At 61.9% G+C, this 24,742-nt stretch carries 19 protein-coding genes; 12 read left to right on the plus strand and 7 right to left on the minus strand.

The window, feature by feature from the left end:
* Positions 1 to 9 precede the first annotated feature (9 nt).
* The 6 genes from FFM53_RS28465 to FFM53_RS28490 form a co-directional block, all read right to left on the minus strand.
* The gene (locus FFM53_RS28465) at positions 10 to 924 is read right to left on the minus strand and encodes an ABC transporter permease (protein ID WP_138390761.1); all 915 of its coding nucleotides are present in this window, start codon (positions 922 to 924) and stop codon (positions 10 to 12) included.
* Positions 914 to 1,990 carry an ABC transporter substrate-binding protein gene (locus tag FFM53_RS28470; RefSeq protein WP_138390760.1) on the minus strand — a complete coding sequence of 359 codons (1,077 nt, stop codon included), beginning with the start codon at positions 1,988 to 1,990 and terminating at the stop codon, positions 914 to 916. Before FFM53_RS28470 ends, FFM53_RS28465 begins: the two co-directional genes overlap by 11 nt.
* A 365-nt stretch (positions 1,991 to 2,355) precedes the next feature.
* The gene (locus FFM53_RS28475; protein ID WP_138390759.1) at positions 2,356 to 4,593 is read right to left on the minus strand and encodes an MGH1-like glycoside hydrolase domain-containing protein; all 2,238 of its coding nucleotides are present in this window, start codon (positions 4,591 to 4,593) and stop codon (positions 2,356 to 2,358) included.
* 17 nt (positions 4,594 to 4,610) lie between these two features.
* Positions 4,611 to 7,295 carry a carbohydrate-binding protein gene (locus FFM53_RS28480; RefSeq protein WP_138390758.1) on the minus strand — a complete coding sequence of 895 codons (2,685 nt, stop codon included), beginning with the start codon at positions 7,293 to 7,295 and terminating at the stop codon, positions 4,611 to 4,613.
* An 11-nt stretch (positions 7,296 to 7,306) separates the two neighbouring features.
* Positions 7,307 to 10,849 carry a molybdopterin cofactor-binding domain-containing protein gene (locus FFM53_RS28485; RefSeq protein WP_138390757.1) on the minus strand — a complete coding sequence of 1,181 codons (3,543 nt, stop codon included), beginning with the start codon at positions 10,847 to 10,849 and terminating at the stop codon, positions 7,307 to 7,309.
* Positions 10,846 to 11,385 carry a (2Fe-2S)-binding protein gene (locus tag FFM53_RS28490; RefSeq protein WP_245456294.1) on the minus strand — a complete coding sequence of 180 codons (540 nt, stop codon included), beginning with the start codon at positions 11,383 to 11,385 and terminating at the stop codon, positions 10,846 to 10,848. The genes FFM53_RS28485 and FFM53_RS28490 overlap by 4 nt, the downstream gene beginning before the upstream one ends.
* Positions 11,386 to 11,743: 358 nt before the next feature.
* Between FFM53_RS28490 and FFM53_RS28495 the strand changes: the two genes are divergently transcribed.
* The 6 genes from FFM53_RS28495 to FFM53_RS28520 all read left to right on the plus strand — a co-directional run bounded on the left by FFM53_RS28495 (position 11,744) and on the right by FFM53_RS28520 (position 16,864).
* Complete coding sequence (locus FFM53_RS28495; RefSeq protein WP_138331127.1) at positions 11,744 to 12,880, plus strand: FAD-dependent monooxygenase; 1,137 nt, start codon at positions 11,744 to 11,746, stop codon at positions 12,878 to 12,880.
* Positions 12,877 to 13,680 carry an alpha/beta fold hydrolase gene (locus FFM53_RS28500; protein ID WP_138390756.1) on the plus strand — a complete coding sequence of 268 codons (804 nt, stop codon included), beginning with the start codon at positions 12,877 to 12,879 and terminating at the stop codon, positions 13,678 to 13,680. Before FFM53_RS28495 ends, FFM53_RS28500 begins: the two co-directional genes overlap by 4 nt.
* A 70-nt stretch (positions 13,681 to 13,750) precedes the next feature.
* Entirely contained in the window at positions 13,751 to 14,503 is a 753-nt protein-coding gene (locus FFM53_RS28505) for a maleate cis-trans isomerase family protein (RefSeq protein WP_138390755.1), read from the plus strand.
* A gap of 13 nt (positions 14,504 to 14,516) precedes the next feature.
* Positions 14,517 to 15,158, plus strand: coding sequence for an N-carbamoylsarcosine amidohydrolase (locus FFM53_RS28510; protein WP_138331124.1), 642 nt, complete (start codon positions 14,517 to 14,519; stop codon positions 15,156 to 15,158).
* A gap of 45 nt (positions 15,159 to 15,203) precedes the next feature.
* Complete coding sequence (locus FFM53_RS28515; protein WP_138390754.1) at positions 15,204 to 16,235, plus strand: 2,5-dihydroxypyridine 5,6-dioxygenase NicX family protein; 1,032 nt, start codon at positions 15,204 to 15,206, stop codon at positions 16,233 to 16,235.
* Positions 16,236 to 16,381: 146 nt separating this feature from the next.
* Positions 16,382 to 16,864: a MarR family winged helix-turn-helix transcriptional regulator gene (locus FFM53_RS28520; RefSeq protein ID WP_138331122.1), complete on the plus strand. Its 483-nt coding sequence runs from the start codon at positions 16,382 to 16,384 to the stop codon at positions 16,862 to 16,864.
* Between the two features lie 393 nt (positions 16,865 to 17,257).
* Here the strand turns inward: FFM53_RS28520 and FFM53_RS28525 are convergent, their stop codons facing one another.
* Complete coding sequence (locus tag FFM53_RS28525; protein WP_138331121.1) at positions 17,258 to 18,157, minus strand: LysR family transcriptional regulator; 900 nt, start codon at positions 18,155 to 18,157, stop codon at positions 17,258 to 17,260.
* Between the two features lie 120 nt (positions 18,158 to 18,277).
* Between FFM53_RS28525 and FFM53_RS28530 the strand changes: the two genes are divergently transcribed.
* The 6 genes from FFM53_RS28530 (at position 18,278) to FFM53_RS28555 (ending at position 24,555) form a co-directional block, all read left to right on the plus strand.
* Positions 18,278 to 19,210, plus strand: a complete 933-nt coding sequence (locus FFM53_RS28530) for a VOC family protein (RefSeq protein ID WP_138390753.1) — start codon at positions 18,278 to 18,280, stop codon at positions 19,208 to 19,210.
* A gap of 95 nt (positions 19,211 to 19,305) precedes the next feature.
* Positions 19,306 to 19,998 (plus strand): hydrolase, encoded by a 693-nt coding sequence (locus tag FFM53_RS28535; protein WP_129421021.1) that lies wholly within the window; start codon positions 19,306 to 19,308, stop codon positions 19,996 to 19,998.
* A gap of 62 nt (positions 19,999 to 20,060) precedes the next feature.
* Positions 20,061 to 20,351 (plus strand): XapX domain-containing protein, encoded by a 291-nt coding sequence (locus FFM53_RS28540; RefSeq protein WP_138331118.1) that lies wholly within the window; start codon positions 20,061 to 20,063, stop codon positions 20,349 to 20,351.
* Positions 20,351 to 22,333, plus strand: a complete 1,983-nt coding sequence (locus tag FFM53_RS28545; RefSeq protein WP_138390752.1) for an amidohydrolase — start codon at positions 20,351 to 20,353, stop codon at positions 22,331 to 22,333. Before FFM53_RS28540 ends, FFM53_RS28545 begins: the two co-directional genes overlap by 1 nt.
* 183 nt (positions 22,334 to 22,516) lie before the next feature.
* Positions 22,517 to 22,960 carry a DoxX family protein gene (locus tag FFM53_RS28550; RefSeq protein WP_138390751.1) on the plus strand — a complete coding sequence of 148 codons (444 nt, stop codon included), beginning with the start codon at positions 22,517 to 22,519 and terminating at the stop codon, positions 22,958 to 22,960.
* Positions 22,957 to 24,555: an MFS transporter gene (locus FFM53_RS28555; protein ID WP_138390750.1), complete on the plus strand. Its 1,599-nt coding sequence runs from the start codon at positions 22,957 to 22,959 to the stop codon at positions 24,553 to 24,555. The genes FFM53_RS28550 and FFM53_RS28555 overlap by 4 nt, the downstream gene beginning before the upstream one ends.
* Positions 24,556 to 24,742 lie beyond the last annotated feature (187 nt).

A 24,742-nucleotide genomic window follows, 5' to 3' on the forward strand; every position in this document is an offset into this window, starting at 1 on the left:
ATCCCTTCCTCAAGCGACCGTCCCGCGGCGCAGGACACCGGAGAAGGTTGCGAAAATTGCGAGCACGACAGCCAGCAGCGTAAAGGACAACGATGCGCCCAAAGGCCAGTTGAAGGCCTGGGTGAACTGATCCTCGATCACCGTTCCCATGGTCACGCCGACACGACCGCCCAGAATGCGCGGTTCCATGAATGAACCGATGACCGGAATGAAGATCAAAACGGCGCCGGAGAGCAGTCCGGGAGCCGCAAGCGGCATCAAAATCTTGAACAGGATGGTCCACCAGCGCGCACCGAGGCTTGAAGCAGCCTCAATGATCGCGTCGTCGATGGCCACCAGCGCTATGTAGCAGGTCAGGATCATGTACGGCAGGTAGCCGTGAACGAGACCAACCACCACGGCATAGCGCGTGTAGAGAAAGCCGATGGAACCCGCGTCCGGAGCAATCATATGCAGCAGACTGTCGAGAAAGCCGTTTTCGCGCAGCACCATGGTCCACGAAAAGACGCGCACAAGACCGTTGGTCCAGAATGGCAGGAGAATGAGGATCAATAACATCTCGCGCGTCTTGCCGAAGGTCGAGCGGACCAGCGCCACGGCCGCCAGGAAACCAAGCACGGCGCAGAACAGCGTCGTCCAGAAGCCGATCAGCAGGGACGTGATGCCGATCCCGACCAGATAGGGTTGATCGATGAACGCGCGGTACTGCTTCAGCGTAAAGACGATCGGGGCCTTGCCCATCGGTGTCGCCGACATGAAGCTGAACACGAACATGGTCAGCAGCGGCAGAAAGACGGCAAGTGTCAGCCATCCATAGGTCGGCAGCAGCAGCGCCGTCGTCGAAACCCATGGCGGGAGCGGGCGCCGGCTGCGCGGACCCGAAGGTCCGCGCTCTGACGCTGATATCAGACGATCATTCTGCATAGAAGGCTTTCACTTCCTGCCAGACATTGTTGAAGGCTTCGCGCCGGTCGTCGGGAATGCCCGAGACAAAGGACGTCGTCTTCAAATATTCGGTCTTGTGTACCAGGCGGGTGAGATCGTCAGCAGGAAGTGCTGAAAGGGCTGCCGAATTCGACGAGGCGGGCGCCCCGATCTTGGTTGCCCATTCGACATAGAATGTCGGATCGATCATCCAGTTGACGAAGGCAAGAGCACCTTCTGGATTCGGAGCCGATGCCGGAACACCGAGACCATCGACCCAACCGACGCCGCCTTCCTTAGGCACTACGAACTGAACCGGAAGTTTGGAAACGCGCTTGGATCGCACCGAGCCGCCCGACCAGAACAGCGACAGGTCGAATTCCTTGGCGGCGAATGACTTGTTCCACTGATCTTCCGTCGACCACAGCAACTTGACGTTCGGCTTGATCGATTTCAGCGCGGCGGTAACAGCAGCCAGATCCTTGGGATCGTTGATGTCCTGCCCGCTCATCAGCGCGCCAACGCCGACATTGATGATGGCGTCGTCGTCCATGGCAACACGGCCCTTATAGGCCGGGTCGGCGAGCACCGCGTAACTGTCGGGAACGGTCATGCCTTCACGGATGGCAAGCGAGGTCATGCCCCAGACCCACGGAACGGCATAACCCTTGCCATCCTTGCTGAAGTTCGGGTTGGCGCGCAGGGTCTCGTCGACTGTTGACGCGTTTGGAACCTTGCTGAAATCGATCGGCTGCAGCAGGTCTTCGGCAACCGCCTGGGCGCAACGCGCAGCGTTGAGGATAACAAGATCGTAGGCGCCCGGATTCGTGCGCATCTTGGTCAACATTTCCGATTCCGAGCTGTAGTAGTCATGGACGACTGTGATGCCCGTCTTTTCGGTGAAAGCCTTCAGCGACCAGGCTTCGTCGGTGCCGTAGCCCTGCCAGTTGAGGACCGTGATGGATCCGGCCGAAAAGGCTTTCCGCGGCAAGGTGGAGATGCTGACGCCAGCAATCAGTGCTGCGGACATCAACTTCATTGTGTTGCGTCTGGTGAGTTCAGTCATTGTGGCACCCCTCTTGAAGATACACAGTTATGGACCATCATGACCCGCGGTCATCGACCTCAACGGATCGGCTAGCTTGAAAACAAACAACGTGCCAAAGCGCGCTCAATCATTTGTATACATACTAAAAGCAGATGGGCATTGTCCGTGGGGCGCTGACGTCTCGGCGAAATGAAGCGCGCGCTGCGACGCAGCGGCACACCACCTCTGTAAGAGCAGCACATCACTTCACTGAGCGGCCGGCATGAATCCACGGATCTCCTGCAAGCTGTTCGTTCAACCCTCTGACTTTAGCATCAGTCTTTTATTTTATATGTACACAAACTATCCGTGAGGAATCGAGACCTGTCAAGCACTGCCTTGCTTTAGTGAGCGCTTGACGATGAAAAATAGACGTCGAGCCGGCGATCCTCCGCGTGTTCAGCAATCATGACGCGTATTCCGTCGCCGCCCGACACATAGTTGATGTCCTGCCCGTTGATGCGGGCGGCAAGAACATCGCCCAATGCCAAGCCTGGCAACTCGATGAAACCTGCCTCGGAGACCGGAGCAATCGTGCAGGCCACCCGCCCGTTGGCGAAGACGATGCGCGACAGCGTGGTGCGCAGATCTGTCTTCAGTGCTGCGCGCCCGTTCAAAGTCATCACCAGTGTTCCGGACTTGACGACCAGCTCGAGCGTTCCCGACGGCGAGACCATAGGTCCGAGCACCACATCCCGGCCGGCATGGCCCATCGTCCATCCGGTCCACGGATCGAAGTCAACGATCTCACTGGCAGCCATCAGCGGCAGCATGGCGGCCCAGATGTAGAACGGATCGGTATCGCCCTGATCCATTGCCTCGCCGGTCACCGCGTTGTAATTTTCGGCGGCGATGCGATCGTAACGCCAGTTCTTCATGAACAGGTCGTAGCTCTGGCTTGCCAGCTTGCTCGCCTCCGCCACGAAACCGTAGCGCCGCAGGCCAAGCCAGACCATATAGTTGACGTTCGGCCAGATGCGCCCGCGCCAGTAGACGTTGTCGGCGAAGGCCGGACCGTCTCGCGTTGCGTTCGGCAGCACGAAATCGCCGCCGAAGGTTGTCTCGTCGCTCAGATGCTCGAGCAGACGCGCCGCCTGCGCCGGCGTCGCGGCTCCGCACAGCAGCGGGTAGAAGCTGGTCGGCGACAGCGAGCGCACGAAACCGCCGCGCCGCTGGCGATTGGCGAAGATGCCGCGGCTCTCGTCCCAGAGCGTCTGCGAGATCAGCGTCCGCTGACGCTCGGCCAGAGCGGCGAATTCGCGGGCATCGTCATGCTTGCCGAGCACGGCGGCCATTTTCGAAAGCATCTCGGCATCGAGAGCGGCCGCGCAGTTGAGGCCGAGATCGAAGGTCGACAGCGTCCGGGTGACGGGATCGTAGATCGCCTCGTCATGGGTCGCGGAATTGTCCATGCCGGTCTCGTTGCGCGCGGCAAAGGCCGTCCCCTTGTAGAGGCCCTCGCCCACGTCGGAGGTGCCGCAGGACAGCAGGCCGAAACCGTCCGGATCGCGGTTGTCCTGCCACCAGCGCCGATTGCGCACCAGCGCCTCGTAACTTGCCTGGATCATCGACCGCTCGCCGGTCCGCTGGTAGAGCTGCCAGACGACCAGTGCGCCGAACGGCAGCTGGCTGCGATCGACCCAGGCATCGTTGGAGGTGACGATGCAGGCGATATTGCCCTGCGGGGTTGCGCCGGCCATCGCGGTCGCCATGTTCTCGCGCGCCAGATCGGCGTCGAACACGCCCGCAAGAAGGGCGGCGAAAATCTGGTCGTTGAACCAGACGGCGAATTTCCCGAGGTTCCAGATCCGGGTGACCGCCGTGTAGGAACGCGCGTTGGTTTCGTCCCAGATGGTGTTCCAGGCGACGACGTCGCGCATCGCGTCGAGCGCGCCCTCGAACACGCCGGTCTGCGCATCGGCGATTGCAGCTGGCGCGTCGGCGGCAAGGCATGCCTGCGCCTTGGCGATCGCCAGTTCGGCACTGTCGGCGACGCCTGCGGCATAGGCGCCCTGGCGCATCATCTCGAGATTGAAACGCAGGGCAATCAACGGCGCTTCGCTCCTGCGGGTGGCGGTATAGAAATAACCGTTTTCCTCGAAGTCGGCCCGCAGCGCGTCGATCGTCTCATGACCGGTGACGTGCACCGGCGCCTCGGCGGTCGCGACCGCCACGAAGCGCGTTCCGACCTTCAGCAGCGTAATGTTGCGGCCCGCGTCATGGACCACCACTTCGCCGCCATCTGAGGAGATTGCCAGCGTCAGCCAGAATCGCAGTCCCCACTCGGCCGATACCTTGCCGTTCCAACTGCCGCGGATGGCGAAGGGGTCTGTCTTCGTCGTAGAAAAGGCGACCGTCGTGCCGCTGAGCTCGGTCTCCAGCTCGATCAGCGAGCCGTCGATGGTGTGACGGCCGAGGCGAACCATATCGCGTCGCGGCTCGATCGCGGAGGTCGTCTTGCTGCGGGTCGAATAGAGAACCGGTGTGATCCGCACGCCGAGCGGCAGGAAGACCATTTCGGCCGGCCGGTTGGACCAGCTATTCCAGGCACGCATCAGGGGTATCGTCGAATGTTGTAGCATGGATCTGTAACTTCCGGTCAGTTTGCCAGCTGGATAAGCTTCGGTGCGGCGGACAAGCCGCTCTTGTCGGCGGTGTCACCGAGATAAGGCGTGTTGATGTAGTAGCGATTTGCGGCCGTGTTGGCGACGCGCAGTTCCAGCGAATGGACGCCTGGAAGCAGCCGCCCCAGAGCAAAGCGATAGGGGCGCCAGCCTCTTCGATCGATCTGCCGGCCATCGAGCAGCGCCGCGACCACCGTGTGGACCTCGGGCAATTCGAGGACCCACTCGGCCTCATCGCCGATTTCGAGCGCCAGCCGATAAATGCCGGTACCGGAGAACCCGGCAAAACCCTGCGTTTCCCACCCTGCAACCACCGAGATCGGCACGAATCCCGCGTCAGGGTCCGGCGCGAAGCTCCAGCCGTCGACAAGCGATATCGCCCGAGGCGCGGCAAGCAGCGGCTGGTGCTCGAGATGGCCTCGCACGGTGGTCTTCTGCGTCGTCTTGCTCAGTCGAATGCATTGCACCTCCTGGGGCGCGAGCGCGACTGTCAGGTGGCTGAAGGCGGTTGCCTTTCCCACGTCTCCCGTCGTCGCGGACCAGACCTCGCACGCGAAACCGTCGCCGAAGGAAATCTCACTGATGAGGTGCGATGCGCCATCGTTGAACAGCACGACCCGCCACCAACCAGCGTCCTCATACCCCACCCATTGCCAGGGTCTGCCCGCGGAATGACAGGCAAGATCTGGACCCGATGACCGAAGCGACTGCAACAGAGCGGTGATGTCGTCTTTGCCGGGCATTCCTTCGAGATGGATCGACGGGCCGACGGCACGCCCCGCTGCGCCATCGCAGACGGTGGAGAGCCGCTCGCCTGAAGACCAGACAGCACCACCCGCCGCTTTGAAGACGGCGAGCGTGTGCAAGGTCTTCGTCGTCTCGAGCACGGTGACGGACGGCAGAACGACAGCATCGAAAACAAGGCCGGACGCGCGCAGGCGGCCGTTCTCGATCGTAGCGGTCGCCAAATCGGCCTCGCTGACGAACATGAAGTCGCAGCCTTCTGCTAAGAGCCCTTTGCACCAGGCGCCGATATGGGTTGCATGGCTGTGGCGCGGCCCTTCTGCGAAAGCTGTATGAAGAGGATAAAGGATCGCAACCGGCGTGCGGGGCGTGGCCCCCTCGATGAAGGCGGAAATCCGTGCCGTCTCCTCGGCAAACAGATCGTGGTAGCTCCACCACGGCTCGAAATTGATGCCCGGCCCGAAATCGAAACGTGGATTGGAAAACGGCGTCGGATCGTCGTCGCGCCCGTCCGTCTGGTAGACGCCGTGCCAGAGGAACTGTCGGCTCCCGAGGCAGTGAAGCCGGATGGCCTGCGCCCGCATCGTCTCCAGGGTCAGTTCCCATTGCCCGGCGGCACGCACGGGCGTTCGCTCGGCGCTGGCATAAGTTTCGACGACGCATCGGCTGCGACCATTCGAACGAGCAACGGAGTCGCCGAGCTTCGGCGCCAGCTGCGCCACGAAATTGTTGGAATCAACGGCCGTCTCGTGCCGGTAGGCATCGATGCCGAAGAAATCCACGGCAAGCGCCACCCTGGGGTCGATGCTGGTAAAACCGCCGTTCAGCGACCACGAACTGACATGCGGCAGGATTTCGTGCCCAGTGAGGACGATCCCCCTGCCCTCGGCCCATCGGCGCAACGTGCCGGAGAAGGCCTCGTTCATCAGGGCCGAATAAGCGGCGTAGAATTGGGCGCGCAGCCGCAGGGTTTCAGGCCCGACGCCACGCACCAGCGCCATCAGGGCCCTGGCGAAGGTCTCTCCCGTGCCGCGCGACACGGCGTCCGGCAGGGTCGGCGCATAGAGCAGGCTGTTGCCGAGGTCACCGGAGATCTGGCTCCACTTGTAGAAACCCGCCGCCGGCTGGTCGTAGAATACGAAGCCGACGGGGTCTGGCACGAGAGCGCCAAGCGCCTCGATCAGCGGATCGAGTCCGACTTCGATGAACCGCTCCGCAGCCTCCGGCAGGAGATAATTGATCAGCCGCGAGGTCCTCGACCGGGCGCTGACGAACACCGTGAGCACCTGCCCCTCGGCGGGTACACCGTCGAACGCATGGGTGCAGGATATTCCGTCGCTTTCGATGATGGATGTCCGCGCCGTGACATCGACCACCTGATCGAGGCTGTCGATGCCGACCGACGGATGCAGCAGCGCTGCCTCGACGGTCCATTCGCACCACTCGACGATGCTGCCCTCATACTGCCACGCGACGATATCGGGGCCCATTGTCCGGGTGAACGGCGGATGGATGCCGCTGATCTCGCCCCGCGCCCCTCCCGAGGACGACCAGAACAGGTGGCGCTCGCGCAGGTCGTCGCGGTCCACGACCGTCCGGCCGCCGGCGTGACCGCTGATCCAGTTGTAATCGTCGTAGATCCCGAGCTTCAGGCCCAGCTTGCCGGCAATCCCAGCCGCAACACGATAGGCGTCCAGATAGGCCGGCGACAGGTAGTCATCGCGCGACATTGCGAGACGGGCCTGGATCAGGATCGTGCCGATCCCCTTCTGTTTGAAATCGGCGAGCTGCGCGTGGCAAACGTCCTCTGCCGGGATCGAATGCCAGAACCAGTAGGCCGACGGGCGAAACGCGGCTGTCGGGTTCTCGAACAAGTCGCGGCGGCCGATATCCTGCCCGGTTGGGATCTGCTCCAACTCGTCTCTCCCTAGTGGCTTGCTGCCGTCACGCGTTGCATGGCTTTGGTCGTTTCCGTCCAGGCCGGCTTGTCGGGGGCGAAGCGCGCTCTCAGATAATCGGCGAGATCCTTGATCTGGCCGTCGTTCAGCGTCCGGCGGAAAGCCGGCATCGACATCACCTCCGGGGCTTGGCGGCCGGTCGTCTGCGCAAGGATTGCCGGCGCCTCGACACCGTTCAGGATTGCCTGGATGAGATTGTCAGGGGTCGCCGCATGAAGGTTGCTGTTGAGTGCCAGCGACGACAGGATCGTGTTTCCAGAATGGCACGTGGCGCAGGCGCCATTAAACAGCCGCTCGCCCTTCGGCGAAATCCGCGCGGCGGAAGCCTTTGCCGCTTCACTCGCGGCAAGGGCGGCCTGGCTCTGCGCCTTGCTATCGGCGGGCGCCTCGTTGAGGCTTGCGAGATAGGTCGCCATGGCGCGAATATCGCTATCCGGCAGCGGCTGCATGACCTCGACGACATGTGCCATCGGGCCGGCTGCACTGCCATGATCGCGCGAGTGTCCGGTGCGCAGATAGTCGTAGAAGGCATCGGCCGTCCAGCCGACCGGGCCCTCGGCGAACGCATTCAGGGCCGGCGCCTCCCAGCCGTCGGCAAAGCCGCCGGAAAGCCGGGCGCTGCCGCTCTTTTCCGCGCCGAGCACATTGCGGTCCGTGTGACAGGCCGAACAGTGGCCCAAGGTCTCGACGAGATAGGCGCCCCTGTTCCACTGCGCATCGCGGGTCTCGACATATTTGAACGGCTCCGCCTTCAGGAACAGCGCGTTCCAGCCCGCCATCATCGCGCGGATGCTGTAGGGAAATTTGAGCTTCGTCTCCGGCGCCTTTTCGGCGACCGGCGCCTGCGTCATCATGTAGGCGTAGAGCGCCTGAAGATCGGCATCCTCGGCGCCCGCGAACGAGGTGTAGGGATGGGCGGGATAAAGATGATGGCCGTCGCGGCCCACGCCCTCGCGCATGGCCCGCTCGAAGGCCGGGTAGGACCAGGCGCCGATGCCGCTTTGCGCGTCCGGGGTGATGTTGGTGGCAAAGACGGCGCCGAACGGCGTGTCGAAGCGCCGTCCGCCTGCAAAGGGTGTGCCGTCATTGCCGACATGACAGACATTGCAGGCGCCGGCCGCCGCCGCCAGCCGGCCGCGCTCGATGGTGGCGGCGCTGTAGACGTTCGCGTTCGGGCGCTGGATGGTGCCGATCGCCGGGCGCCATGGCGAGGCCATGGTGACGATACCGGACAGAGCCGCGACGGCACCGACGGCCGACAGACCGATGTTCCACCAGTTCCGCTTCTTGACGGGCGCGGCGGCCGACGGTTCGTCCGTCTTGATGTTCAACGCCGCCAGCACCAGTTCCGGCGTCAGCGGCAGCTCACGGAAGCGAATACCGGTGGCGTCGTAGACGGCGTTGGCAATGGCCGAGGCGCTGGGAACGGAGGCGGACTCTCCGACGCCGAGCGGCGGTTCGTCCTGCCGCGGCACCATTAACACGTCGATATCAGGCACCTCGGGAAAGGTGATCAGCGGATAGCCACCCCACTCCTTCGACTGCACGGCGGTCGACGAGAATTCGACCTTTTCCTTCAGCACCCGGCTGGTGGATTGAATGATATTGCCGTGGATCTGGTGGCGCACGCCATCCGGATTGATCATCATCCCGGAATCCTGCGCGCACGTCACCTTGGTGACCGCGATCTCGCCAGTCTTCTTATTGACCGCGACATCGGCGACCCAGGCGGCCCAGGCGGCAGCTTTGCCCGGAAACGGCCCATGGATGTAGACGGCATAGGCGAACCCTCGCCCGTAGAGCAGGTCGCCCTCGCCGCCGAGCGTGCCCCATGTCGTATGCGATACCCAGTTTGCCCGTTCGGCCAGCGCACGCACTAGATCGACGGCGCGCGGATCGTGGAGGTAGCGAAGCCTGTACTCGACCGGATCGACGCCGGCCGCGGCGGCCAGTTCATCGACATAGCATTCGTGCGCAAACGTGTTGGGCATCGCCGACACACCGCGGAACCAAGAGGCGCGCGCGATCGGCGGCATGTCGTGCACGGTGACGCGGAGGTTCCCGTAGGCATAGGGCGGGATGGCGGTGCGATCGCCCATCTGCACGACGTCGGAGACTGGCGGCACCTTGCCGGTGAGGATCAAGGGAAGGGTCGGTGCCAGATTGGAGGGATAGCGGGTTTCGAAATCATAGGCGGACGGACCGCCCTCCAGGTCGAGACCGCCGCGCACATCCATGATCTGGGCGGCGCCCTTCGGCTCCCAGGCATGTTCCTGTTCGCGCGTCAGCTGGACCCGGACGGGTGCCTTGACGGCCCGCGACAGCAGCGCCGCGTCGGCTGTTACGTCATCGGCGCAGTTGCGGCCGTAACAGCCGGCCGCCTCCAGCCGCTCGACCCTGATCTGCTCTTCCGGCATGTCGAGCAGCAGCGCCAGATCGCGGCGCATGGGATAAGGGTTCTGGGTTCCCGACCAGACGGTCAGCCCGGCGTCATTGTAATCGGCCACCGCGCAGGACGGGCCGATCGAGCCGTGCATCTGGTAGGGCCAGACATAGGTGCGGTTCATCGGCTGGGCGCTGCCGGCCAGTGCCATATCGACATTGCCGAGATCGGCAAGCTTGCGCGCGGTCGACGGATTGGCGCGCAGCGCCTTTTCTGGCGCGTTGAGATCCGGCCACTCGGGCGGCGCGCGCCACACGACCTTCAGGCTCTTCGCCGCCTCGATGGCGATTTCCTCGCGGGTCGCGACCACGCCGACGAAATCGCCGATGGCGACGATGCCGACAAGCCCGCGAATATGCGCGACCGATGCCTCGTCGATCGAAATCAGGCTGTTTCCGACATGGTCGCCGTGATCGAAACCGGCATAGGGCGGCCGCACGACGCGGCCATGCAGCATGCCCGGCACGCGGACATCATGCACGTAGGTCCAGCGCCCCGTCGCCTTCTCGGGAATATCGACGCGCGGACGCGACGAACCGACCAGCTTGTAGTCCGAGGCCGGTTTCAGGGCCGCGTGCTTGTCGATCGACAGCCTGGCATGGCTGCCGGCGACGATGTCGCCGAAGCTCAACTGCCAGTTCTCGCCGCCGTCGGCACGGATGATGCCGTCTTCCAGCCTCAGTCGCTCAAGCGGCACGCCGACCTTCTCGGCTGCCTTGGCCAGCAGATGATGGCGGGCGGTGGCGGCGGCCTGCCGCAGCGGCACCGCGGTGATCTGGATCGTTTCGCTGGCGATGGTCGCGCCCTGGTCGGGTGCGGCGGAGGTGGTGCCAAGCACCATGTCCACATGCTCGAACGGCACGCTGAGTTCCTCGGCGACGATTTGCGCCAGGGAAGTTCGGATGCCTGTCCCGAGATCGACGTGACCGTTGAACGCGGTCACTCGGCTATCGGCACCCACCGCGATATAGAGTTCGGCCGCATCGCCGAGCAGTGCATCGTTGACGATCAGCAGCGTGTCGGCGGCCGACATATAGGCCGATTTCGGCATTTGGCGGTGGTCGGTCACGGGGAGACCTCCTTCGCGGCTTTTGGCGAGACACCGTCCGGCATGGATCGGCGCGCTCGCTCGACCTTGGCATAGGCGACAGCCCGCCTGGCCGCGGCGAGTATTTCCATATGCGTTCCGCAACGGCAGAGGTGATGGCGCAGCGCCTCGCGAATCGTGTCCTCGTCGGGATCGGTGTTGCGATTGAGCAGGGCTGCGGTGGCGATGATCATGCCGTTCAGGCAATATCCGCATTGAGCAGCGGCCTCGTCGATAAAGGCCGCCTGGACCGGATGCAGATGCTCGGGCGTGCCGAGACCCTCGAGCGTGGTGACACGGCGCTTGCCGACCGCACCGAGCGGCACCGTGCACGAGCGAACGGCGCGACCATCGACAAGTACAGCGCAGGCACCGCATTCGCCGAGCCCGCAACCGTATTTCGGACCATTCAGGGAGAGATCGTTTCTGAGGATGTAGAGGAGTGGTGTTTCCGGGCTTGCTTCGACGCTCTCGACGGCGTCGTTCACATTCAAACTGAAGCAAACTGGCAGTGTCAAAGCAGGCCCCCCGCACCGGAGAACCAAACACAGACCACGCCTTTTTCCATCGGCCGAACCGCTACGCAGCAGACATCGCGCGGACGCCCACAAACCATAACGATGCGACAGTCACCGACTCTTCGCATCTATTGCCTCTTTTATTTTATTAAGAAGCGTATACGCTTTATAGTGACGAATGACAAGTCGGATTTCGCCGTTGCGATTTTGCTAGAATATTCAATTGCCGGGCGAATTTCCGCGCAATTTTGACGAAAATCAAAGCCTCGCTATTGCTATTTAGAGTGTATGCGCTAGAATTTTGCGAAGCCTCCAATCGTGGGAACAATGCGTCGAAAGACAGCTAGGAAGGGTCGCTATGTCTAACGGAAAAGAAAAGATCGCGATTATCGGCGCCGGCCTCGGTGGCGCCGTCGCGGGTGCGCTACTCCAGCACGCGGGTTTTGACGTCAACGTCTATGAACAAGCGCCGAGCTTCTCGCGCCTGGGCGCCGGCATCCATATGGGGCCGAACGTCCTGAAGATTTTCGAACGCATCGGCGTCGACAAGAAGGTCATCAGCATCAGCAGCACGCCGAGCCATTGGTTTAGCCGCGACGGCATTACCGGCGAATATACCGCGCGGGTTCCGCTCGAGGGCTACGGCCAGACCTATTGCACTGTTCACCGCGGCGACCTGCAGGCCATTCAGTGCGATGCGCTGCAGCCGGGCACCTTGCATTTCGGCAAGAAGCTGGCTCGCCTCGACGACAGCGGCACCGACGTACTGATCGAATTCGAAGATGGAACCTCGGTCCGCGCCGATATCGTGATCGGCGCCGACGGCATCAATTCGCGCGTTCGCGAAACGCTGCTCGGCGAAGAAAAGCCGAATTACAGCGGCTGGGTCGGCCATCGCGCCCTGATCTCGTCCGACAAGCTGAAGAAATACGACCTGACCTTCGAGGATTGCGTCAAGTGGTGGGGTCCGGACCGTCACATGATGGTCTACTACACGACGGCCAGCCGCGACGAATATTACTATGTCACCGGCGTTCCGCATCCGGCCTGGGAATTCGATTCGGCCTTCGTCGACAGCAGCCGCGACGAGATGGCGGCGGCGTTCGAGGGCTATCATCCGATCATCCAGGCGCTGATCGAAAGCACCGATGGGGTGACGAAATGGCCGCTGTTCAACCGCAACCCGCTCCCGCTTTGGAGCAAGGGCCGCCTAGTGCTGCTCGGCGATGCCTGCCATCCGATGAAGCCGCACATGGCGCAGGGTGCCGCGATGGCTATCGAAGACGCCGCCATGCTGACCCGCTGCCTGCAGGAAACCGGCATCAACGATTTCCGCACCGCTTTCGGACTGTATGAGACTAACCGCCGCGACCGCGCGACGCGTGTCCAGAGCGTTTCGAACGCCAACACCTTCCTGCTCAAGCAGGAGGATCCCGCGTGGGTCTATGGCTACGACATCTATGCCGAGCCGCTGAAGAGCGAGACCGCAGCATGAGCGGCGGTGCGTTGTACGGGGCAAACGTCTTCGCCAACGGCATTCGGCAACACTATCTGCGCTACGGCGGAAACGGCCCTGCCGTCATCCTGATCCCCGGCATAACCAGCCCGGCGATCACCTGGGGATTTGTCGCCGAGCGGCTCGCCGAGCGCTACGACGTCTACGTGATCGACGTGCGCGGCCGGGGGCTGTCTTCGACCGGTCCAGATCTCGAATACGGGCTCGACACGATGGCAGCTGACGTCGTCGGCTTCGCCTCAGCGCTCGGACTTTCCGCTCCGGCACTGCTTGGCCACTCGATGGGTGCACGCATTGCAATCCGCGCCGCCGTTTCGGCACCTAGGGCGTTCTCGCGGCTTGCGCTGATCGATCCGCCTGTGTCTGGCCCCGGACGTCGCGCCTACCCGAGCAAGCTGCCCTGGTATGTCGACAGCATCCGCCTGGCGCTGAAGGGCATCGATGCGGAAGACATGAAGGCGTTTTGCCCGACATGGACCGACGAACAGCTGAAGCTGCGCGCCGAATGGCTGCACACCTGCTACGAGCCCGCCATCGTCACCGCCTTCGAGGACTTCCACAAGGACGACATCTTCTCCGATCTCCCGAAGCTCAACCAGCCAGCCATGCTTATGGTTGCCGGTCGCGGAGGCGTCATCGAGCCGGCGGATGAGGACGAAATCCAGGCACTTTATCCAGCGGTGGAAATCGTGCGCGTGCCCAATGCCGGGCACATGATCCCATGGGATGATTTCGACGGTTTCTTTGCCGCGCTTGGAGATTTTCTCTCCCGTTATTGAAACGGCGACGGGTCGACGATCCGCCGCCGTTTGTTTGGCACCCGCTTTTGCAACGCAGAGGATTCCACCCGTGCAGAAATATTACCGTATCGGCCAGATCGTTCCGAGCTCCAACACAACGATGGAGACCGAAATTCCCGCCATGTTGACGGCGCGCCAGTCCATCCGCCCCGAGCGCTTCACCTTCCACTCCAGCCGCATGCGGATGAAGAAAGTGGTCAAGGAAGAACTGGCCGCGATGGACGCCGAATCCGACCGTTGCGCCGTCGAGCTTTCCGACGCCCGCGTCGATGTTCTGGGATATGCTTGCCTGGTTGCCATCATGGCGATGGGCCTCGGCTATCACCGCCAGTCGGAAAAGCGTCTGACGGGTCGCACTCAGGAAAACAACGCGAACATTCCCGTCGTTACCAGCGCTGGCGCGTTGATCGAGGGCCTGAAGGTGATGAAGGCAAACAAGATCGCCGTCGTCGCACCCTATATGAAACCGTTGACCGAACTCGTGGTGAATTACATCCGGGAAGAGGGTTTCGAGGTCATGGATTGGCGGGCCCTTGAAATTCCCGACAATCTCGATGTCGCCCGCCACGATCCAGAAAATCTCCCGGCCATTGTCCAGACACTCGATCTGTCGAACGTCGATGTCATCGTGCTGTCGGCCTGCGTGCAGATGCCGTCGCTGCCGGTGATTGCCAAGGTCGAGGCCATGACCGGGAAGCCGGTTCTGACCGCCGCTGCGGCGACAACTTACTGTATGCTCAAGAAGCTCGGTCTGGAAGCAGTCGTGCCGGGCGCCGGCGCACTTCTGTCCGGCGCATACTGAAGAGAGACCAATCATGCAGAGCGCAGAAAGCAATTATCAAGGCGTCTGGGGTAACCGCATCGGCTTCGGCCAGCGCCCTGCCCTGCTCGTCATCGATTTCCTGAAGGGGTACACCACCGAGGGCGCGCCTCTCTACGCCCCGGGCGTGGTTGACGCGGTCGCGCAGACGCCGGCGCTCATCCAGGCCGCCCGCGACGCCGGCATCCCGGTCATCCATACGCGCATCCTCTATCTTGCGGAAAACTGCGCTGACGGCGGTATGTGGGTGAAGAAATCGCCCGTCATGAAGGGAATGGTCGAAGGCAATGTGCTGGCCGAGTTCTGCGGCGGCGTCGAGCCTGCCAATGGCGAGCTCGTTATCGTCAAGCAGTATGCCAGCGCTTTCTTCGGCACCAGCCTTGCCTCGCAGCTGCATGCGCAGGGCATCGACACCGTGATCATGGCCGGCTGCTCGACCAGCGGCTGTATCCGCGCCACCGCCGTCGACGCGGTCCAGCACGGATTCCGTGGCATCGTCGTGCGCGAATGCGTCGGAGACCGGCACCCGGATCCGCACAATGCCAACCTCTTCGATATCGACAGCAAATATGGCGATGTCGTTTCGAGGGAGGAGGCGATCGCCGAAATCGCCAAGGTCAAGTCCGAATGTCCGTAACTGGACGAAACACCCAAGCCTTCAAGCAAAGATAAGGGAACGAGCATGGATCAATTCAGCTTCACGGAAATCTGCCTGCATCAGTTGAAGATGTCGGGCGTCCACGACGGAGAAAAACTCATTGTCCTTACCCAGGGCAACGATCGCCTCGATTACGCCGACGCCTTTATGGCGGCGGGCATGCGTCTTGGCGCCAAGATGTATCACATGCGTTTGCCGCCGGTGCCGCCGGCAGGTGCGTGGGCGGTCGGCCAGACAGGCCTCGCCGCCATGCCGGACGCGGTAGAGGCCCTGAAGGCCGCCGACATGCTGATCGATTGCATCTTCCTGCTCTTCAGCCCGGAACAGATGGCGATCCAGGCGGCCGGCACGCGCATCCTGACTGCCGTCGAACCGCCGGAGATTCTCGCGCGCATGCTGCCGACAAAGGAACTGCGCGAGCGCGTCGAATTTGCCGGAGACCTGCTGTCCAAAGCGAAGGTGATGCGGATCACCTCTGCGCATGGCACAGATGTCACCTACAAGCTCAATACCTATCCCACCGTCACGGAATATGCGTGCACGGACGAGCCTGGCCGCTGGGATCATTGGCCGTCCGGGTTTGTCTTTACCGGTGGTGACGACGATGGCGTCGACGGCACAATCGTCGTTGCTCCCGGCGATATCCTGCTGCCGCAGAATATCTACGTGCGCGACCCGATCATCTATACGATCGAGAACGGTTGGGTCACCGATATCCGCGGTGGCCTCGATGCCGAGCTGGTCAAATCCTACATGGCAGGTTTCAACGACCCGCGTGGCATGGGCATGAGCCATGTCGGCTGGGGCCTTAATCAGAACGCCAAGTGGCATCGAATGGTGCCCGGCGAATTCCCGGGCGGCATGGGCATGGAGGCACGCTCCTTCTACGGCAACGTGATGTTCTCCACTGGCCCCAACAACGAGCTCGGCGGCCCGAACGACACCGCCTGCCATCTGGACATCCCGATGCGCGGTTGCTCGCTGTTCCTCGACGATGAACCGATGGTTCTGGATGGCGACATCGCCGTCAAGGAAATGAAGTACAACTTCAAATAACCGAGATAGCCAAGCCGCTCCGCGTGAAATCGCGCGGAGCGGATGCGGCGCGACACGCCTTGACCGGCGCAACCTGCTGTGATGTTTGCTGCAGTCCGCGCTGCATTCGCGCCAAAGACGCCGCAAACCGATGGACCACGCCGACGATGACCGCAAAAGACACCGAACACCTGCCCGAAGCGCCGGCGCCTCAGAATGGCTACCACGTCACGGAGCAAGTCGGGCATCTGCTGCGCAAGGCCTATCAGCGTCATCTTTCGATTTTCCAGACCAATGCCAGCGATCCAGACCTGACATCGGTGCAGTTCGTGACGCTGTGCGCGCTGCATGACCTCGGTCCCAGTTCACAGGTCGAACTCGTCAAGGCCACCTCCGTCGACCAGGCGACCATCCGTGGCATCGTCGAGCGGCTGAAGGCCCGCGGGCTGATCGATCTCTCCAAGGACGAGGCCGACGGCCGCAAGGTGGTGATCTCCCTGCTGCCCAAGGGCGAGGCCCTGCTCGAGGAGATGTATCCCCGGGCACATCTCATCAGCGAAGAGACTGTTTCACGCCTCAATCCGGCAGAACGCATTGCTCTGTTGTACCTCCTGCGCAAAATCGCTGATGACGAGTGTGCAGAACTGTAGGTTGTGGATAGGATTCAACAGGAAACTCCTCAGATGGCACCATTTCGGAGAAATCTGCAATTGAAAGGGGCAGGTGGTCGCCTACGTTGCCTGACAGCCGCATCGACTGGGATTGTGCGGTCCAGGTGTGAGCGCATGTCTGAAGGGGAGTGTCTTAGCGGCTGAATAATGTCATAGGCGCGTTTATGAAGAGGTAGAGATCATCGACATTCTCGATGCCCTAATGGTCGGTTTTTACTATCAGCCGCGCTTACCGGTAAAGCTATTCGCCTTGAAGGATCTGAACGGCGATTTAGTACAAAGAGGTGATTTTTCAGGCGGATAAGCCCGTTTGGGGGCGGGGTCCTCACTAAAAGCTTCCCCGCCGTGTCACCTTGGCGTCGCGACCGCAACTCACTCCATTACGGCCATGAACGCCGGGACCTGCTGTTCAAAGAACTTCGAGAACGAGGCGATACGGGGCGGCAGCACCTGATACGGGGGGTAGTACAGGGTCAACCATAAGTCTGGCGGCGCCCAGTCCCGCAGGACGTGGACCAGCCGTCCGGTCCGCAGATGCTCGGCCACATGGAACTTGGGCAGCATGGCGACCCCGACGCCGTCGGCCGCCATGCTCGCCAGCACCTCTCCGCTATTGGCGCTGAATGCCCGGCCCGCAGAAATCGTGGCGCTACCACTGCCGTCCGACAGCGTCCAGGTCTCCCGCTTGCTGTCACCGCTATAGGCCAGGCAATCGTCGGGAATGAGCTCGTTCGGATGTTTCATGTCGAAAAACCGGCTGCCCGGCGCTGCGACGAGGATACGGCGCACGACGCTGATCTTGCGCCAGATCGTGAACTTGTCCGAGGGTGCCGCGGAAATGCGGATCGCCAGATCATAGTCGTCGTCAATAATGTTCACGAGCCCATCCGCGAGCGAGATCTCGAAGCTGATCTTCGGGTAGCGTTCCTTAAAGGCCGACAGGATGGGCGGCAAGGCCTGCTGGCCGAACCAGGTCGGCGCGCTGATCCGCAGGCGGCCATGATCCGCCTTGTGGGTATTCATCACGTCCTTGCGCGCATTGTCCAGTGCCTGCACCGCCGGCTGGATCTGGGCCGCGAAGATCGCGCCGTCGGTGGTCAGAGACACCTGGCGCGTGGTCCGCACGAAGAGTTGCACGCCAAGGTCTTCTTCCAGGGCGGCGATCGCCCGGGTGACGGCTGCCGGGGTCATGTCGAGTTCGCGCGCAACCTGCGCGAAGTTCCGCTTTTCGGCGGCCAGCAGAAAGGTTCGAAGCAGCTTGTAGTCGTTCATCGATTATTACATCCACCGCAATTCATTGACAATTATTATTGCAATTCCGGCCGATGATCAACGGGCGTAGGTTTCAATCACACCAGACAAACCAACCCAGTCGCGGAAGGGCGAAACATCATGATCAAGGATATCAAGGGACTGCATCACATCACGTCGATGGCATCGGATGCCCGCCAGAACAACGCGTTCTTCACCGACACGCTTGGCCTGCGCCGCGTCAAGAAGACCGTGAATTTCGACGACCCCAACGTCTACCACCTCTACTACGGTGATGAAGCAGGCACTCCCGGCTCCGTCATGACCTACTTTCCTTTTCCCGACGTGATGCGCGGCCGTCCCGGCGTCGGCGAAGTCAGCGAAACCCAGTTCGCTATTCCCAAGGGCTCGCTCTCCTTCTGGCAGGATCGCCTGTCGGCAAAGGGAGCCGGCAACCTGCAGGCCGACACTGCCTTCGGTGCCGACCGCCTGCTGTTCAAGGGGCCGGACGGTGAGGGGTTTGCTTTGATCGAAGCGGAAGACGATGGCCGCAGGGCCTGGACTGGCGCCGGCATCGACGAAAGCGTCGGTATCCGCGGTTTTTCCGGCGCGAGGTTTCGCCTGCATGATACCGCTGCTACGTCCGAACTGCTCGGCTTCATGGGCTACCAGCGCGCCGAGACGGATGGCGATGTCACCCGCTTCATCATTCCCGGCGGTAATGGTGCCGATACGATCGACCTCGAGCTTCTTCCGAAAACACCTTTCGCAAGGCAGGGCGCGGGTTCGGTGCATCATATCGCTTTCGCCGTCGAGAACCGCGCAAAGCAGCTCGAAGTCCGCAAGGCCCTGATGGATACGGGATACCAGGTGACACCTGTCATCGACCGTGATTACTTCTGGGCTATCTACTTCCGCACACCCGGCGGCGTCCTGTTCGAAATCGCCACGAACGAACCCGGTTTCGACCGCGACGAAGACACGGCACACCTTGGCGAGGTTTTGAAACTGCCGGCTCGCTACGAGCCCTATCGTGACCAGATCGAAGCCGGCCTGGCACCGCTGGCTGCCTGACGTCGCTTTCCAACAATAAGGCGGCATAACTTTCAAGACGTGCCGCCCTCCCTGCCCCATTACCTACCTGCAACCCAATCAAAGGAAGACACGAGATGTCCAGCAAGCTTCAGGTTCTCACCCCGCAGAACAGCCAGATCATCTTCATCGACCAGCAGCCGCAGATGGCCTTCGGTGTTCAGTCGATCGACCGCCAGGTCTTGAAGAACAACGTCGTCGGTCTTGCCAAGGCGGCCAGGATCTTCAACATCCCGACCACGATCACCACCGTCGAGACCGACAGTTTCTCGGGCAATACCTTCCCGGAGCTGCTCGCCGTCGTCCCCGACAATGATATCCTCGAGCGCACCTCGATGAATTCCTGGGACGACCAGAACGTCCGCGACGCGCTGGCCAAGCATGCAGCAGACGGCCGCAAGAAGGTCGTTGTCGCCGGCCTGTGGACCGAAGTTTGCAACACGACCTTCGCGCTCTCCTGCATGAACGACACCGACTACGAAATCTACATGGTCGCCGATGCTTCCGGCGGTACCTCCGTCGATGCGCACAAATATGCGATGGACCGCATGGTGCAGGCGGGTGTCGTTCCCGTCACCTGGCAGCAGGTCCTCCTGGAATGGCAGCGCGACTGGGCCCGCAAGGAAACCTACGACGCGGTCACGTCGCTAGTGAAGGAGCACTCCGGCGCCTACGGCATGGGCATCGATTATGCTGTTACGCATGTCCACGGCGGCGCCGAACGCGTCAAGCACGGCAAGCGGATCGGCCCGAACCCGGCCTCTATCTGATCTGAAACAGCCCCGCCCTGATCCACTTGGCGGGGCGATCTTTTTGGAAAAGGAATGCCCGGATGAAAATTTACCTTCTATCGCTGGCAGTCGGCCTTCTCGTCGGCGTCATCTACGGACTTCTCAACGTCCGCTCCCCGGCTCCGCCCGTCATCGCTCTCATCGGCTTGCTAGGTATTCTCGTCGGCGAACAGATCGTGCCGCTGGCAAAAAATCTCTGGAGCCGCGAGCCCGCTGCCGTTTCCTGGCTTCATCAGGTCAAGCCGCACATGTTTGGTCACCTTCCGAAGGGTGGGCTTAATGTAGCGAAGGCGACCTCCACAGGCGACGATTTGACATTGGGGAAAAGCTGATGACGACACGGCGCAAATTCCTGGGCGCAGCATCAAGCCTCGCCTTTTCAAATCTGTTTACACCGGCCAATGCCGCCGATCCCATCAAGACCGGAGCTGCTTCCATGCACGCCGATATCGTTTTTCACAACGGACTGATCACGACGCTTGATCGCGCAAATCCGAACGCCACCGCTGTCGCCGTGAAAGACGGCCTGTTCCTCGAGGTGGGAACCGACAGCGAGGTGATGACGCTCGCCGGACCGGATACGAAGATCATCGACCTGAAAGGCAAGCGCATGCTGCCGGGTCTGATCGACAACCACACCCACGTCGTGCGCGGCGGCCTCAACTTCAACATGGAACTCCGCTGGGATGGCGTTCGCTCACTCGCCGACGCGATGGACATGCTGAAGCGGCAGGTCGCGATCACGCCGGCTCCGCAGTGGGTTCGCGTAGTCGGTGGTTTCACCGAGCATCAGTTTGCCGAGAAGCGCCTGCCGACGATCGACGAGATCAACGCGATCGCGCCCGATACCCCGGTCTTTCTGCTCCATCTCTATGACCGGGCGCTCTTGAACGGCGCAGCACTCCGCGCCGTCGGCTATACCAGAGACACACCGAACCCGCCGGGCGGCGAGATCACCCGCGATGCCAACGGCAATCCGACGGGCCTTCTGCTCGCCAAACCGAATGCGGGCATTCTCTATTCGACCCTTTCCAAGGGACCGAAACTTCCGTTCGAATACCAGGTCAATTCCACCCGCCATTTCATGCGCGAACTCAACCGGCTGGGCATTACCGGCGTGATCGATGCGGGCGGCGGTTTCCAGAACTACCCGGACGATTACGCGGTCATCCAGAAGCTTTCGGATGAGGACCAGCTGACGGTACGCCTCGCCTACAATCTGTTCACCCAGAAGCCGAGGGAAGAGAAGCAGGACTTCCTCAACTGGACGCAGTCGGTGAAATACAAGCAGGGTAATGATTACTTCCGTCACAACGGCGCTGGCGAAATGCTCGTCTTCTCCGCCGCCGACTTCGAGGATTTCCGCCAACCGCGGCCCGAAATGGCGCCGGAAATGGAAGGCGAGCTCGAGGAAGTGGTTCGCGTGCTCGCTGAAAACCGTTGGCCCTGGCGCATGCATGCCACCTATGACGAGACCATCTCCCGTTCGCTCGACGTTTTCGAGAAGGTCAATAAGGACATCCCGCTCGAAGGTCTCAACTGGTTCTTCGACCATGCCGAGACGATCTCGGATCGTTCGATCGACCGGATCGCGGCGCTCGGCGGCGGCATCGCTACCCAGCACCGCATGGCCTATCAGGGCGAATATTTCGTCGAGCGCTATGGTCATGGCATCGCCGAGGCCACGCCGCCGATCAAGCGCATGCTTGAGAAGGGCGTCAACGTCTCGGCAGGGACCGACGCGACGCGTGTCGCCTCCTACAATCCATGGGTTTCCCTTGCCTGGATGGTGACCGGGAAGACGGTCGGCGGCATGCAGCTCTATCCGCGCGCCAACTGCCTCGACCGCGAGATGGCGCTGCGCATGTGGACGGAGAAGGTCACCTGGTTCTCCAACGAGGAAGGCAAGAAGGGCCGGATCGAAAAAGGCCAGTTCGCCGACGTCGTCGTGCCGGACAAGGACTTCTTCACCTGCGCCGAAGACGAGATCTCGTACCTCACCTCGCAGTTGACCATGGTTGGCGGCAAGATCGTCTACGGTGCAGGCGACTTCTCGGCGCTTGACGAAAACAACGTCCCGCCTGCCATGCCGGATTGGTCACCCGTTCGCACGTTCGGCGGCTATGCGGCCTGGGGTGAACCGCAGGGTGCCGGCATGAATTCCCTGCGCCGGACCGCGATCTTCTCCTGCGGCTGCGCCAGTTCCTGCAACGTCCACGGCCACGACCACGCCGGTGCCTGGACGTCGAAACTGCCGATCGCCGATCTCAAGGGTTTCTTCGGCGCACTCGGCTGCGCCTGCTGGGCTGTGTGACTTTTCAACATAATCGATGGGCAGCGTTCAGATTGCTGCCCCACGGAACATTGTTGCGAGTATCGCAAGAGAATCTCAATTTTTGATGCAATTGTTGGCGGCAATCTTTGCGGCCAATATCGCTCCATCAGATGGAAACAACGCCGCCGCATGGACGAAGCGGCCAACATTGCAGGAGCCGACATGACTGATCACTCCCTCTCTTCCAACAGCTGGCGCCCGCGTATTGCCGGGGTCGTTGCCGCACCTGCAACCCGAACCTTTGCGCTCCTTGCCCTGTGCGCGGCCTATATCCAGGGGCCGCTGACCAAGCTTTTCGATTTCCAGAGTGCGATCGGCGAGATGGAGCATTTCGGTCTTCATCCGGCTGCCTTCTTCGGGGTCGCCGTGATCGTGTTCGAACTGGCGGCCTCGGCCATGGTGGTGTCGGGGATCCTTCGCTGGGCCGGAGCGCTGGCGCTCGCCGGGTTCACGCTCTTTGCCACGCTAATCGCCCTTCGTTTCTGGGAGCTGTCCCCAGGCATGGACCGCATGATGGCAACCAACGCCTTCTTCGAGCATCTCGGGCTCGGTGGCGCTTTCATTATTGTCGCCGCAAATGATCTGACCAAGGGAGCTGGCAAATGAGCACTACCAAATCCTCCGGGGGCAGCTTTGCTCCCCTTGCCCAGCCAATCTTCGCAGTTCTTTGGGCTGCAACCGTCCTCGGAAATACCGGCAGCTTTATGCGCGATGTCGCCAGTTCCTGGCTCATGACCGATCTATCGGCCTCGCCGGCCGCAGTCGCGCTGGTACAGGCGGCGGGAACCCTGCCGATCTTCCTCCTGGCAATACCTGCGGGCGTGCTCACCGATATTCTCGATCGTCGCAAGTTCCTGATCGCCGTGCAGATCTTGCTCGCGTCAGTCAGCGTAAGCCTCATGATCCTGGCAAATACCGGCATGCTTTCGGTCAGTGCGCTGATCGGCCTGACGTTTCTTGGCGGCATCGGCGCCGCGTTAATGGGGCCGACCTGGCAGGCGATCGTGCCGGAACTGGTGAAAAGAGAGGACGTCAAGAGCGCCGTCGCGCTCAACTCGCTCGGCATCAATATCGCCCGTTCGATCGGGCCGGCTGCCGGCGGCCTACTCCTTGCTGCCTTCGGCGCGGGCGTCACCTATGGCGCGGATGTTGCGAGCTATCTCGTCGTCATCGCGGCGCTCGTCTGGTGGCCCCGGGCAAAGAACGCCAATGATGCGCTGGCTGAAGGCTTCTTCGGCGCGTTCCGTGCAGGCCTGCGCTACACCCGCGCCAGCAAGCCCTTGCATGTCGTGCTTTTGCGCGCGGCGATCTTCTTTGCCTTCGCCAGTGCCATCTGGGCACTCCTGCCGCTCGTCGCCCGACAATTGCTCGGCGGTGACGCAGGCTTCTACGGTATCCTGCTTGGCGCCGTCGGCGCCGGCGCGATCGGCGGCGCATTGCTCATGCCTAAACTGCGCGAACGCTTTAATGCCGATGGCCTGCTTCTTGGTGCCGCTATTATCACAGCACTCGTCATGGGCGCTTTGTCGCTCGCGCCGCCGAAATGGGTCGCCATCATTGTTCTGCTCTTTCTCGGAGGCGCTTGGATCACGGCCCTGACCACCCTGAATGGCGCAGCGCAGGCCGTGCTTCCGAACTGGGTCCGCGGTCGCGGCCTGGCGGTCTATCTCACCGTCTTCAATGGCGCGATGACGGCAGGTAGCCTTGGCTGGGGCGCCGTTGGTGAAGCTGCCGGGGTGCCGGGGGCGCTGCTGATCGGCGCGGTGGGACTGCTCATTGCGGGCTTCATCATGCATCGCTTAAAGCTGCCGGCAGGCGACGCGGATATGGTGCCGTCCAACCACTGGCCAGAACCCTTGGTCGCCGAGCCTGTCGCCCATGACCGTGGACCTGTTCTGATCCTCATAGAATACCACGTCGAAAAACATCATCGCACAGCCTTCCTGCATGCGCTGGATGACATGTCCCACGAGCGGCGGCGGGACGGCGCCTACGGATGGGGGGTGACGGAAGACTCCGCCGATCCGCAAAAGATTGTCGAATGGTTCATGGTCGAATCCTGGGCCGAGCATCTTCGCCAGCACAAGCGGGTTTCAAATGCCGATGCTGACCTACAAGGCCAGGTCCTCGCCTATCACTCAGGAACGGACAAGCCGGTCGTACGGCATTTCCTGACAATCAACCGGCCGGGGGCCGCCTAGCAACGCGGGAGAGCGGCATCCTCCACTACCCTCGAATCATAGCCGTTAAAGGATCACGGTACGCGAAAATGACCGAGAACTTCCCCTCCATCACCCGCCGCAGCGCATTGCTTTCCGGAGCTGCCGCCGCAGCCGCCATGGTACTTCCCGCATCGTTTGGCCTGGCGGCCAACGCTGCTTCGACCAC

The organism is Rhizobium indicum (assembly GCF_005862305.2).
In the GTDB taxonomy this organism is placed as follows: domain Bacteria; phylum Pseudomonadota; class Alphaproteobacteria; order Rhizobiales; family Rhizobiaceae; genus Rhizobium; species Rhizobium indicum.

Coding starts and splice junctions, on each gene's coding strand:
- FFM53_RS28465 (WP_138390761.1), bottom strand. CDS start 924: ATGCAGAATGATCGTCTGATATCAGCGTCAGAGCGCGGACCTTCGGGT.
- FFM53_RS28470 (WP_138390760.1), bottom strand. CDS start 1,990: ATGACTGAACTCACCAGACGCAACACAATGAAGTTGATGTCCGCAGCA.
- FFM53_RS28475 (WP_138390759.1), bottom strand. CDS start 4,593: ATGCTACAACATTCGACGATACCCCTGATGCGTGCCTGGAATAGCTGG.
- FFM53_RS28495 (WP_138331127.1), top strand. CDS start 11,744: ATGTCTAACGGAAAAGAAAAGATCGCGATTATCGGCGCCGGCCTCGGT.
- FFM53_RS28500 (WP_138390756.1), top strand. CDS start 12,877: ATGAGCGGCGGTGCGTTGTACGGGGCAAACGTCTTCGCCAACGGCATT.
- FFM53_RS28510 (WP_138331124.1), top strand. CDS start 14,517: ATGCAGAGCGCAGAAAGCAATTATCAAGGCGTCTGGGGTAACCGCATC.
- FFM53_RS28515 (WP_138390754.1), top strand. CDS start 15,204: ATGGATCAATTCAGCTTCACGGAAATCTGCCTGCATCAGTTGAAGATG.
- FFM53_RS28520 (WP_138331122.1), top strand. CDS start 16,382: ATGACCGCAAAAGACACCGAACACCTGCCCGAAGCGCCGGCGCCTCAG.
- FFM53_RS28525 (WP_138331121.1), bottom strand. CDS start 18,157: ATGAACGACTACAAGCTGCTTCGAACCTTTCTGCTGGCCGCCGAAAAG.
- FFM53_RS28530 (WP_138390753.1), top strand. CDS start 18,278: ATGATCAAGGATATCAAGGGACTGCATCACATCACGTCGATGGCATCG.
- FFM53_RS28535 (WP_129421021.1), top strand. CDS start 19,306: ATGTCCAGCAAGCTTCAGGTTCTCACCCCGCAGAACAGCCAGATCATC.
- FFM53_RS28540 (WP_138331118.1), top strand. CDS start 20,061: ATGAAAATTTACCTTCTATCGCTGGCAGTCGGCCTTCTCGTCGGCGTC.
- FFM53_RS28545 (WP_138390752.1), top strand. CDS start 20,351: ATGACGACACGGCGCAAATTCCTGGGCGCAGCATCAAGCCTCGCCTTT.
- FFM53_RS28550 (WP_138390751.1), top strand. CDS start 22,517: ATGACTGATCACTCCCTCTCTTCCAACAGCTGGCGCCCGCGTATTGCC.
- FFM53_RS28555 (WP_138390750.1), top strand. CDS start 22,957: ATGAGCACTACCAAATCCTCCGGGGGCAGCTTTGCTCCCCTTGCCCAG.